Origin of the sequence: Gordonia sp. SMJS1 (assembly GCF_029866425.1) — a bacterium.
In the GTDB taxonomy this organism is placed as follows: domain Bacteria; phylum Actinomycetota; class Actinomycetes; order Mycobacteriales; family Mycobacteriaceae; genus Gordonia; species Gordonia hongkongensis.
Genome location: NZ_CP123381.1, coordinates 5,070,397 through 5,082,644, shown reverse-complemented (window position 1 = coordinate 5,082,644; position 12,248 = coordinate 5,070,397). Strand labels below are relative to the sequence as shown.

Annotated in this window: 7 protein-coding genes; 5 read left to right on the top strand and 2 right to left on the bottom strand. The window is 63.4% G+C overall.

Annotation, left to right across the window (positions count from 1 at the left end):
• Positions 1-42: 42 nt before the first annotated feature.
• Entirely contained in the window at positions 43-3,453 is a 3,411-nt protein-coding gene (locus QAD21_RS22960) for a helicase-related protein (RefSeq protein WP_280360293.1), read from the bottom strand.
• Between the two features lie 125 nt (positions 3,454-3,578).
• On the opposite strand from QAD21_RS22960, the gene QAD21_RS22955 reads away from it, so the two are divergent.
• The 3 genes from QAD21_RS22955 to QAD21_RS22945 all read left to right on the top strand — a co-directional run bounded on the left by QAD21_RS22955 (position 3,579) and on the right by QAD21_RS22945 (position 9,326).
• Positions 3,579-6,248 carry a DEAD/DEAH box helicase gene (locus QAD21_RS22955; protein WP_280360292.1) on the top strand — a complete coding sequence of 890 codons (2,670 nt, stop codon included), beginning with the start codon at positions 3,579-3,581 and terminating at the stop codon, positions 6,246-6,248.
• Between the two features lie 136 nt (positions 6,249-6,384).
• Positions 6,385-7,188 (top strand): hypothetical protein, encoded by an 804-nt coding sequence (locus tag QAD21_RS22950; protein ID WP_280360291.1) that lies wholly within the window; start codon positions 6,385-6,387, stop codon positions 7,186-7,188.
• A complete protein-coding gene (locus tag QAD21_RS22945) occupies positions 7,185-9,326 on the top strand; it encodes a UvrD-helicase domain-containing protein (protein WP_280360290.1) in 2,142 nt (713 codons plus the stop codon). Before QAD21_RS22950 ends, QAD21_RS22945 begins: the two co-directional genes overlap by 4 nt.
• Before the next feature lie 355 nt (positions 9,327-9,681).
• Here QAD21_RS22945 and QAD21_RS22940 read toward each other — a convergent pair whose 3' ends face one another.
• Positions 9,682-10,152, bottom strand: a complete 471-nt coding sequence (locus QAD21_RS22940; protein ID WP_280360289.1) for a polymorphic toxin type 44 domain-containing protein — start codon at positions 10,150-10,152, stop codon at positions 9,682-9,684.
• Between the two features lie 36 nt (positions 10,153-10,188).
• Here QAD21_RS22940 and QAD21_RS22935 point away from each other — a divergent pair, with 36 nt between their 5' ends.
• Both QAD21_RS22935 and QAD21_RS22930 read left to right on the top strand, forming a co-directional pair.
• Positions 10,189-10,854, top strand: coding sequence for a helicase-associated domain-containing protein (locus QAD21_RS22935; protein WP_280360288.1), 666 nt, complete (start codon positions 10,189-10,191; stop codon positions 10,852-10,854).
• Positions 10,855-10,957: 103 nt separating this feature from the next.
• Positions 10,958-12,238, top strand: a complete 1,281-nt coding sequence (locus tag QAD21_RS22930; protein WP_165629374.1) for an MFS transporter — start codon at positions 10,958-10,960, stop codon at positions 12,236-12,238.
• Positions 12,239-12,248: the final 10 nt, after the last annotated feature.

Sequence of the window (12,248 nt, the reverse complement as noted above, 5' to 3'; positions counted from 1 at the left end):
TCTCTCGTCAATCCAGTCATCGTCTCGCGTCGAGATGAGGTTCTAGAACGGGTGTTTGCCTTTCGTCCAGATCTTGTGCCAGTCGCCTCGGATGCCGGTGCTGTCGAAGTCGCCGAGGTCGGTGCTGGCGAACGGATTATCGAGGTAGCGCACCTCGTCTTGTACCGCTCCATCAGGGTGGACGCTGACGAGTGCAAGGCGGTAGCGGGGCCAAGCGTTCTTGCCGACCATCACTTCGTTGTGGGTGACGAAGAAGTCGTCAGCTCCGGCGATCCGTGCTTTGACCTCGATGCGGTACGTGTCGCCCTTGCTATCGGTCGAGAGGATGTCGAAGCCGGGGTTGTTGAAGGCTTGCTCGACGGGGCTGCGTCCAAGTTCGCGTTCGCGAGCCATCACTAGGTCGACACCTCGTCGCTCGACGTCCTTGGTGGCGGTGGCGTGGACAGGTGCCGTCGGCGGTACGGCGTTCTCGACCATTGCCAATGGCAGAACGAGTGCTGCGGTGAGCAGGGTCGGCGGCTTGGTCGACATGAGTTCCTGCCTGTCGAGTAGCGAGAGTCGTTCGCGGAGGCGGCGGTCGATGTCAACAGCCTTGCGATTCAGGCTGTCGGAGGATTCGCGGGGTTTCTCACCGGCGCGCTCCTTGTCCGCGGCGACGGCGGCGTCGAGCAGCAACCTCTCGGACTCGTTTTGGAGTCGCTTGGTGACGAGTTCACGGGTTTTGGCGAGTTCGGCTGCCCGTCGTGGTTGTACTTCGGCCAGATAGTCGGGGAGTTGGTGGGCGATGATCCAGCTGGTGGCTTTGTCTTCGGCTTCGCCCAGCCATGGCAGTGAACGTGCCGCGGCTACCGCGGGAACATCCGGCGCGGCAACGCAATCCAGATAGGGTGCGGGTCCTGCGGGGGTGACGGTGCCGTGGCTGTCGACGTAGGCGTAGCCGAACCGCCGGGCGACGGATGCGCCGGTGGCGTCGGCGACTTCTTCGACAACTCCGACGAGCAGATGGGGTTCGTCGAGCGTGGGCGACACGAGCACGGTCCCGGTGTTGAGGACCCTGCCGAGTTGGTGGATGGCGGTGTCCATGACGGCATCGTGTAGCGGGTGGCCGGGGGCGAGGAGATCAGCTTTGGCCAGGTCGTCGGGTTGGACGCGGGAGAGGTCGAAGCACACACGGTCATACCGGGTGGCGATCGGCCCATGCTTGGAGGCGCGGATCTGTTGGGGCACATTGGGAATCTCGTAGCGTCCTTGTTCGCGTCGCGCGATGCGCCCACCAAGCCGGGTGAACGCGGCTTTGAAGGCAAGTTCGATGTAGTGCGGTTGCAGCCGTCGGGCGCGGGCTTTGTCCATCTCCGCCCGCAGTCTGGCAAGGTCCGCATCGGCGAGGTGATCGGCGGCGAGGGCTCGTTCGTCGAGGAGTTCCCGCAACCCGTCGCCGACGGATCGGTCGATGACCTCGTTCATCTTGGCCTTGACGTCGGGTTGCTCGCCGTAGCGGATCGCATCTTTCAGCAGGTCCCGCAGCGGCGTGCCGGTGAACGCCTCTCCGAGAACATCAAACACTTTGCCGCCATATGCTTTACGTTGCTCTTCGATCTTCTCGAGGAGTCGGGTGAAGACTTCGCCTTCACGGGTGTTCTCGGCGACGATGTTCCACAATCGGCACACTTCTTCCTGGCCGATGCGGTGGATGCGCCCGAAGCGTTGCTCGATGCGGTTGGGGTTCCACGGCAAGTCGTAGTTCACCATGAGATGCGCGGCCTGCAGGTTGAGGCCTTCGCCGGCGGCGTCGGTGGCGATCAGGATCTGGCAGGTGTGGTTCTTGGTGAACTCTTCGGTGATCTGGCGGCGTTCGGCTCGTCGTACCCCGCCGTGGATGGAACGCACCGCATCGGGATTGCCGATGAGCGTGCCGATGCGGCGCTGCAAGTACTCGAGGGTGTCGCGGTGTTCAGTGAAGATGATGAACTTGCGAGGACGGCCAGCGCGGTCGGTGACGAGAGCGTTGTCCTGCAGGACCTTTGACAACTCAGCCCATTTGCGGTCGGTCCCCGCATCGCGAACCTGGCGGGCGACCTCGGTGAGTTGAGCGAGTTCGGCGAGTTCGGCGTTGAGTTCCTCGACTGTTTGCGCGGCGGTCGCGGCGTCGAGCAACTCTTCTTCGAGGTTCTCGAGTTCTTCGGAGTTGTAGTCGTCGGCGTCGATACCGTCTTCGTCGATTGTCCGTTCGGTGTCGCGGTAGGTGCCGTTCTGAATTTCGAGCTTGCGACGTTCGAGACGCGCGGTGCGTCGACGCAGGCTTTGGAAGATGGCTTCCGGGCTGGATGCCAGGCGTCGTTGCAGAACAGTGAGCGCGAACCCGACGGTGTTCTTACGTTTACCGCCGACGCGGTCGGCGCGGTTCATGCCTTCCCGGACATAGTCGGTGACTTGCTCGTAGAGGGCGTATTCGCCTGCGGTCAGCTCGTACGGCACGGTTTGGGCGATGCGTTCGGGGAAGAGTTTCTTGCCCTCGAAGGTGAGGAGGTCTTCTTTGACCATGCGCCGCATGATGCCGTCGGTGTTCGCGGTCTTGGTGTTCTTGCCGGCAAAGCGGTCCCGGTCGAGCAGGGTGAGGAAGAGTTGGAAGTCTTCTTCCTTGCCCGAATGCGGGGTGGCGGTCATCAGCAGCAGATGCCGGGTGACAGTGCCCAGCAGTTCCCCGAGCAGGAACCTCTTGGTCTTTTCGACCTTGTTGCCGAAGTAGTGCGCACCCATGCGGTGGGCCTCGTCGACGATGACCAGATCCCACTCGGTCTCTTTCAGCTGCGTTTGGAGTTGCTCGTTGCGGGAGAGCTGGTCCATCCGCGCGATGAGCAGTGGGTGGCCTTCGAACGCGTTCAGGTCGACGGCGCTGTCGATGAGTTGGGTGGTGAGTTGTTCGAACCGCAGCCCGAACTTGAAATACAGCTCGTCCTGCCACTGCTCTACCAATCCGCCGGGTGCCACGATCAGACATCGGTGCACGTCGTCGCGCAGGATCAGTTCTTTGATGTAGAGGCCGGCCATGATGGTTTTGCCTGCGCCGGGATCGTCGGCCAGTAGGTATCGCAGCGGGGTGCGGGGTAGTAGTGCACCGTAGACGGCACGGATTTGATGTGGCAGCGGCTGGACGTCGCTGGTCGCGACGGCGAGCATCGGGTCGAACAATCCGGCCAGCTGGATGCGCTGGGCTTCGGCGACGAGCTTGAAGTCGGCGGCCGGGGCATCGAAGGCACGGCTGCCGCTGGTGGCCACCGACAGACCGTCTTCGTCCTTGCGGAATACCACCTGCTGGCCGAGCGCACCCGCGGTGGTCTTGTACGTGAGCTCGACCGCTTCGGTTCCGTGCGGCTGCGCGGCGATCACCGTGACGACCTGTGCAGGGATCACTCCCTGCACACGTAGGCCCGGCTTGAGGTGTTCGAGCAGCATTCCCACCCTCCTGGTCGATAGCCTCGCTACGTTAGTCCCACCGTCTGACAAATTGGTGAACCTTCGCAGAACCGGAGGCCCTTGACTAATCTTCGCATCGACGCGCGAAACGAGAAATCAGGGACATGGGGCGTAGCGAACGGGACCACATCAAGGCGATCGCCGATCAGGTGAGCCACGCGATCCGGCAGGCTCAGACGGTGGCGGCGGTGCGCGGCCAGGTGACGAAGAACAGCTGGGCTGCAGTAAACGACCTGCGTAAACGGGTACATTCGATTGGCAGCGACGACCTCAGCGCTGTCTTCGTCCTGCCGCTTTACGCGCGCGATACAGCGACCCTGACCGCGATCGCCAGAAACGAGCAACTGCCAGCGCTGTCTCGCGATGACAGGGAGGCCATCGCCGCGCTGACCGGTGATGCGGACACGGCCGTACACGATGCACGGGTTCTCGCTGGTGGGCGACGCTTGTTTCTCAGCCGTGGGAAGCGTGAGGCAGGTGCCCAGGCCGTTGCCGCCCTCGAGCAATTTCATGCGTGGATCCTCGAGTCGAGGGTAGGTGCGCGTCTCGGAGCCATGTCGAATCCGGTCCGTGACGTCGAGGTCCACGATCTCGGGCTCGCAACCGCGGATTGGGTCGGCCTGGGCGCACATCTGGCCGAGTGGGGTGTCGCCGACCTCATCCCCGGTGCCTCGACAACGGGTTTGTCCGACGCAATCACCGTGATCACCCGTGCCGCCACGACCGAAGCCACTGCTCGGCGCGCCGCGGAGAACGCGGGGAACGAGGTCCGCAGGGCGGAGACGGAGAAACTCATTCGTGAGATGGGGGTGGAGCGACTCAAAGACGCGACCCGCGACCGGCTCCGAGTCACCGCATTGACCGATGCGGGAATCACCACGGTGTGGGAAGTCATGCAGAACGGACAGGCTCTTGAAGCACTTCCCGGAGTGGGTGCGACCACCGCGACACGCATGCGAGGCGCCGCCCAAACCCTGTGGCAAACCACCTACGAGGAGATGCCGACACGCATCGACATCAACAACCGAGCCCAACACACCACCAACCTGCTCGCCGCACTCGCCCAGTGGGACGCGACGCGACGACACAAGCCCACCGACAACGAACTCGCGGTGGCCCAGACACTGGGACCACTGATACCGAAGCTGGGATCGAAGCCCGAACGCTTCCTCGCCATCTCAAAGGACCCAGCGCATCGACGGGGACTCTACGCCGACATCGATGCGCTCCACGCCCGACACCGTCTGATCCAGGATTCCGCCGCTCCCGCCCAGGACCCGTGGGAGGACTTCCTCGCCCGGCCGGCCGACTACTTCGCCATGCTCGCCGAACTCGGGTTCCTCACCGAGGACGAGAACAAGGTTCACGGTGACCTGTCGGAGGCCATCATCGCTGCCGTTCGCAATCAAGAACTCGACACGACACACCTCCTGGCCTCGCTGCGCGGGTATCAGAGCTTCGGTGCTCGTTTCGCGCTCGTCCAGAAGAAGGTCATCATCGGCGACGAGATGGGTCTGGGAAAGACCGTCGAAGCGTTGTCTGTGCTCACCCACCTGCAGGCCAAAGGCTTTCACCACGCGCTCGTTATCTGTCCAGCCGCTGTCGTGACGAACTGGATGCGTGAGGTGTCGGCGAAATCCAGCCTGCACCCACACAGACTGCACGGCACCACGAGGGGAGCCGCGCTGCGCCAATGGGTCCGGAACGGTGGCGTTGCGGTCACGACATTCGAAACCCTCGCCTGGCTTAGCACACAGACATTCCGCACCCGTGACATCGGCTGCGTCATCGTCGACGAAGCGCACTACATCAAAAACCCTGGCGCGCAACGCTCCCGCAGAGTTGCGGCGCTGATCAACGAAGTGCCCCGGACTGTCCTACTCACCGGCACACCGCTGGAGAACCGGATCGACGAGTTCCGCAACCTCGTCGAATACCTTCGCCCCGACCTCACCGTCGACGCCAACGAACTCTCACCACGCCGATTCCGGCAGCAAGTCGCACCGGCCTACCTCCGTCGCAACCAAGAAGACGTCCTCACCGAGCTACCCGAACTGGTCGAGGTCGACGAAATGCTACCCATGTCGGCAGAAGACATGACGGCGTACCGATCCGCCGTTGGCGCAGGCAATTTCGCGGCGATGCGTCAGGCAGCGATGCTCCAGGGAACGAAGTCGGTGAAGGTCGCACGGTTGCTCGACCTCGTCGCCGAGGCCGAGGCCAACCAACGCCGAGTCATCGTGTTCTCCCACTTCCGCCAGGTCCTCGACGACGTCGCGCACGCTCTCCCGGGCCGGGTGTTCGGACCGCTGACCGGGTCCGTACCCGCGGCGCGCCGCCAGGAAATGGTCGACCGGTTCTCCGCAGCCGGGCACGGAGCAGTCCTTGTCGCGCAGATCGTCGCCGGCGGTGTCGGCCTCAACATCCAGTCCGCATCCGTCGTCGTGATCTGCGAACCCCAACTCAAACCCACCACCGAATGGCAGGCCATCGCCCGCGCCCGCCGGATGGGACAATTGCAGTCCGTCCAAGTCCACCGCTTGCTCAGTGAAGAAGGCGTCGACCGCCGGGTCACCGACATCCTCGCCACCAAACGTGCACTCTTCGAAGACTTCGCCCGCGTCAGCGATATCGCCGACAGCGCACCCGAAGCCTTCGACATCTCCGAAGCAGACCTGGCCCGCGAAGTGGTCGCCGCAGAACGAGAACGTCTCCTCTCCCAACCACCGGCCGACGATGGCGCAGAGACGCAACTGGCAGAGTCCGATGCCTAGCCGCCGCTGCCCGACCGACGCTTGGCCGCCGCCCAGCTGCCGACCTGAGTCTCGGCCCAATCCGATCACACGACGCGGCCGGAGATGACCCATGGCTCACATGTATCGGTCGGACACTGCACGTACCGCTGAGCGCGTGCAACGTTACGACGACTACATGCGAGCCGAAGTGCTCACCGCGAATCGCGATTTCGTCTGTACCTCAGGGCAGGAATGTCGGCATGCAGCTCGGGCCGAGCATCCCGGATGCTCCTACTACGAGGGCCAACTTGGCTACATCGGCGACCACTACGACATGTCCATCGATGACATCCCATGGCGAATGTTGTTCGTGGGCATGGAACTTGGCGGCAAGATCGCCCCGTACGCTCGAATCGATCGCATCAGGCGCTCACAGGACCACACCCGAGCATACGAACCCTGGGAGCGCAATCGGCACATGAAGGGCGTCATGCTCGGTGTTCGCTACGCACTCGGCCTTGGGGCCCAAGTAGACCCGAGCTCCGAATACATCACCATCGCCGGCCAGCCAGACCGTGCTGTTCACGCGCTCGAATGCTATGCGTTGATGAATGCGCGACTCTGTTCGGCGACCACACGTCCGCGTAGCAACAGCTCGGCCGGGGTGAACTTGATGACCCGCAACTGCTTTCCGCATCTTCGGGCGGTCATCGAGATCCTCGAACCTACGCTCATCGTCGTACAAGGCAGAGGTGTGTGGCGTGAACTGTCTCCACTGCTGCCCGGCAACGACATTCATAGCGGTGATATCGCACTTCGCCGCGTGAACTCACCGGTGCGCACATTGGTGGCCAAGCTGTCACACCCGAGGGCAGAGAGCTATCCGTGGCAGGAACCTGATGACTGGTACTTCCGCCGAGTCGTCCAGCCCACACTCAGTACCGCCGTTCGCATCACTCGAGACGAGGCGGGACGATGACGGCCGGGACGCCCCTCGCGCCACGCACGTTACGGATGGCCAAAGAGTTTCAGAAAGACTACGCGAAACTCGAAAAGTCGGTGCAGGACAAAGTGCGACAGCTACCCCGTAAGTTCGAAACGCCCGAACTCATCGGCACGCATGTTGAACCGGTCAACAACGCCGCGCATCCACGCTTTCGCACTGTCCGGGTCGATCGGTCTGTCCGGGCGGTGGTCATTGCGCCCGAAACCGGAAACAACTACACGCTGGTCAAAGTCCTTCCGCACGACGACGCCTATACCTGGGTCCAACGCACCAGGATGGACATCTCCAAAGTCGATGGCACCATCGACTTTTGGGACCCGACGAGGGCACCCGATGCCGAAGCAGACGTCCTCCCCGGGCTGGTCGCCGATCTCTTCAGCACCCACTCGGATACCGAGCTTCTCGGAATCGGGCTGTCGCCCGACATCGTCGCGTTCGCCCGTTCGATACTGATGTCCGACGACTTGGACCGCGCCCAACAATGGATGCCACCCAGCCAGTGGCAGGTCCTCAGTGACCTCGCAGCCGGGATACCCATCGGCAGCATCACCGCGCGCGTGGAAGCCGCCGCCGAGCGGCACACACCCGTCGACAACGGTGACGAACTGGATGCTGCGATCGAGCGCAGCGTCGATCAGTTCCGCATCATTGATGACGAGGACGACTTCAATCGTATCCTCGACTATCCCTTCGACGTGTGGCGCAACTACCTCCATCCGAGTCAGGTCGCTCTGGTCAGCACCGACTACGACGGTCCGGCGCAAATCTCAGGAGGCCCCGGAACCGGGAAGACCGTCGTCTGCGTCCATCGCGCGAAACGCCTCGCCCAACGCAACGACGGATACGTCCTGCTCACCACCTACAACAAAACCCTCGCCGTTCAGATGGAACGCAACGTCGACCTCCTCGTCGACGACGCCGACGTGCGCCAGAGGATCAAGATCCGCACTATCGACAGCTTCGCACGCCGAGTATTCGAATACCGGCACGGAAGACTCGACGACAGCCAGTTCATGGCACGCCCCGCGAACTTCTGGCAGAAGATCGCCAACGACCAGGGCATCGACTTCACCGGGACCTTCCTCCATGAAGAGCACGTGAAAGTCATTCTCGCGCAGAATATCACCACCGAGACGGACTACCTCGCTGCACGACGTAGAGGACGCGGCCGCGCATTGGGTGCCGCGCAACGCCGGCAAGTCTGGCATGCAGCCGAACAGTTCAACCGCACGATGGCAGAAACCGGAAAATGGACGTTCGAAACCATCCTTCACGAAGCTGCCCGCACGCTCGCAAACGACGTCGGCGACGACGTGCCCGGCTACCGCTACGTGATCGTCGACGAAGCCCAAGATCTCACCACCGATCACTGGCGGCTACTCCGGGCCGCAGTGACCGAACAACCAAACGCACTGTTCATCTCCGGGGACAACCAGCAGGCCATCTACCGGCGACCCACCAGCCTGCGCGCGCTCGGGATCAACGTCGTCGGACGTTCGACGAGACTGCACAAGAACCACAGAGTCTCAGCGGAGATCCTGCGCTGGGCGCACGACTTCCTGAACTCCGACGAGGACGTCACACCCGACTTGGCAGAACGCGACGACACATCCGAAGGCGAGGACTCGGAAAGCGACACAGCCAGCTTCAGTGGATATAGCCCTGTCACAAGGGGATTCGATACACAGGAGGGTGAGCTCGCGTACGTTGTCGAGACCATATCCGATTGGGTTAACGTGATGGGACACCCAGCGAACGAGATAGGGGTGCTCGCCCGCAGCCACGGCCTCCTCAAAGAGCTGAGAGCCGCGCTGAATGAACATTGGATCTTCACAAGGGAACTCAAAGACACAGATCAGAACGGTGTGGCAGTCGGCACGATGCACAGCGCGAAAGGACTCGAATTCCGCTGCGCCGCAGTCGTCGGAGTCAGCGACGAGCTCATGCCCCCAGCCGGCGTGATCACTCCCGAGAGTGATGACCGAGCCACGCATCTGTCCGACCTCGAACAGGAGCGCAAACTCCTCTTCGTCGCCTGCACACGCGCTCGCGAAGATCTGCTCGTCACCTGGACCGGGAACGCGAGTCGGTTCATCAACCCGGACCGATAGGTCCCAGGCGAGGATGCCTCTGTCACCCCAGATTTCGGTCATGCTGGCCGGGTCGTAGCTCCATGCCACTGCCGCCCACATCACGGCTGCGCCGACCACCACTGCGGCTAGGGGCGCTGTGTAGGCGATCCGCGTGCCGGACCGAAGCGCGAGCCAGTAGGTTGTGCCGGCGAGCGCAGGCAGGCGGCCGCAGTGAGGGGTATGTAGACGAACCAGGTGGCGATGCCGTCGACCGGGCTTGCTCGGCCGGGAGTTTCGCAGGCGGCCCAGAGTCGGCCTCGGACCCATGCCGCGCCATAGGCGGCGCCGAGGCTTACCGCAATGCACCACAGTGGTCCGAGTCTGCGTAGCCAGGTCACTGGTTGCTGTACTTCAGGTCTATGTCCGGGGTGCAGTCGGGTGCGTTCACCTTCTCAGTCCCCATTTCGTCGATCATCTCGGTCACCGCATGCGTGAACTCTGCCTCGGTCATGTCCTCGCCGTACCGGTCGTACATGCGGGCGCCCCAGCTGGTGGCGATATCGTCGCTGCGTCCGGTCTCCCCAACACCGGGGATCGGGAGGTTCTGGCCCTCTAGATGCGTGGGGGTGTCGAATCCGGCTGCACGACCGACGAATCCGAGGTGCATGTTTGACCACATGTCGTAGTAGACCGACCGTCCAGTGCCGGGTTCTTCGATGTTGAGGTCGCCGTCGTAGTCGCCCTCGGCGATGCCCCACTTCTCACGGATGATCGGTTTGTGGTCCCACAGTCTGGCTTGGGCGACACGCGCAAGCGTGTCGATATGTACAGCGAGTACGGGAGCTTCGGATACGACGGGCACCACGATTGGTCACTGCTCGAAGGCCGGTACACGATGGCGGTGACTTTCGAGTACGCCGGCACGCTGGGCCTGTTCGATCTCGACTACCGAGATCCAGTCGGTGCCCGCACGGACTATCACAGCAATTGGGGGAGCGACCACCTCGACGCCCTCAGCCGATACGACGGTCTTCGACGCATCCGGCTGACATCGCTCGGCGCCTATGCGTTGGGCCGCACCGACACCTTCACGCCGGCTGAGGAGCTCGCCGAGATCTCGCAGTTGATGGTGTTGCCGAACCTCGACATCGTGGTCCCCCGCGGCATCACCCAGACCGAGAGACTCACCCTCGCCGCCTTCGCCACCCAGACCGCCGACCACACCTGGAACGTGTCGCCGGCCAGCCTGACCGCAGCTCTCGGAGCAGGGCGCGACCTCACCGAGTTCACCGCCTACCTACACCGTCGGGCCGAACACGAACTGCCTTCGGCGCTCATCACTCTGATAGAGGACGTCCACCGGCGGGGAGCACAACTCATCGACCGCGGACATCTTCGCGTGATCGAGTGTGCCGATCCGGCCACAGCGATGCTCATCGTCGGTGACCGCAGGCTCCGCCCGCTGTGCCAACTGCTCGGAGACCGATTCTTGGCTGTCCAACCCGAGCATGAGTCGAAGTTCCGGAATGCTCTGCTCAAGCTCGGGTTCGGCTTACCCGCGGAGTGATGGCGGCAGTCCGAGGGCGCTCGCGACCTGTCCGCGCCGTGCCCGACAATAGTTAGGTGATCGAAAGAGTTTTGTCGGTGGGACCGGACGGCGAGGCCCAACGATGACCTCGCCGGTCAGTTCGCGGCAGGCGATGACCATCTGGGTCGTCGGGGTCGCGGTCTACTTCGTTGCGGTGCTGCACCGCTCCTCATTGGCCGTTGCCGGCCTGCTGGCTGCCGAGCGTTTCGAGATCAGCGCTTCGCAGTTGTCGACTTTCGTCGTGCTCCAGCTGCTGGTGTATGCGCTGATGCAGGTGCCGGTCGGGCTCGTCGTCGACCGGTTCGGTCCGCGTCGGGTACTCCTCAGCGGAACGCTGATCCTCACGCTTGCCCAGATCAGCTTCGCGTTCGCGGACAACTACACGTGGGCGCTGTCGTCGCGGTTCTTCGTCGGGGTGGGCGACGCCATGACCTTCGTGTGTGTCCTGCGACTGGTGACGAGCTGGTTCCCAGCGCGGCGGATCCCGCTGATCACGCAGCTCACCGGCGTGCTCGGCCAACTCGGCGCGGTCACGGCCGCCATACCGATGACCTGGGCACTGTCCACCTTCGGATGGAGTCGCGCGTACCTGGCCACCGCTGGGATCGGCGCCGTTCTGCTCGTGGTCGCACTGGTCGTCGTGCGCGATTCCGCGGCGGTCCGGTCGGTGTCGGGACCGATGCTCGGGTTCGCCGGTATCCGGCGAAACCTTCGCGAGTCGTGGGATCACCCCGGCACCCGACTGGGTTTCTGGATGCACTTCTCGACCCACTTCAGCGCCACCGTCCTGGGCCTGTTGTGGGGCTACCCCTTCTTCGTCGAGGGCGAGGGGACGAGCGCCGGTGCGGCGGGTCTGCTCCTGACGATCATGGTGTTCGCCATCATGGCGTTCGGCCCGATCTTCGCGTGGCTGATCACCCGGTGGCCGTGGCACAGGTCAACGCTGGTGTTGGCGGTGCTCGCCGGAATCGCGGCCACCTGGACGGTGGTACTGGCGTGGCCCGGCGGTGCGCCGTTCGCGCTCCTCGTGCTCCTGGTGGTGGTCTGTGGAATGGGCGGTCCGGCGTCGATGATCGGTTTCGATGTCGGCCGCACCTCCAATCCGGCATCGCGGGCGGGCACGGCCACCGGAATCATCAACCAGGCGGGGTTCATTGCCAGCTTGATCCTCGCGGGGCTCATCGGTCTCATCCTCGACTGGCGAACCCCGGACGGGGTCCAGGGATATCCGCCGGAGGCGTTCACCTGGGCGATGTCGGCGCAGTTCATGCTCTGGGGGCTGGGCGCGGTCCAGATCTACCGCTATCGCCGCAAGGGGCGTGCGCGTCTGTTGCGTGAGGAGCCGGAACGGTGGTCGCGCTAGTTCCGTCCGC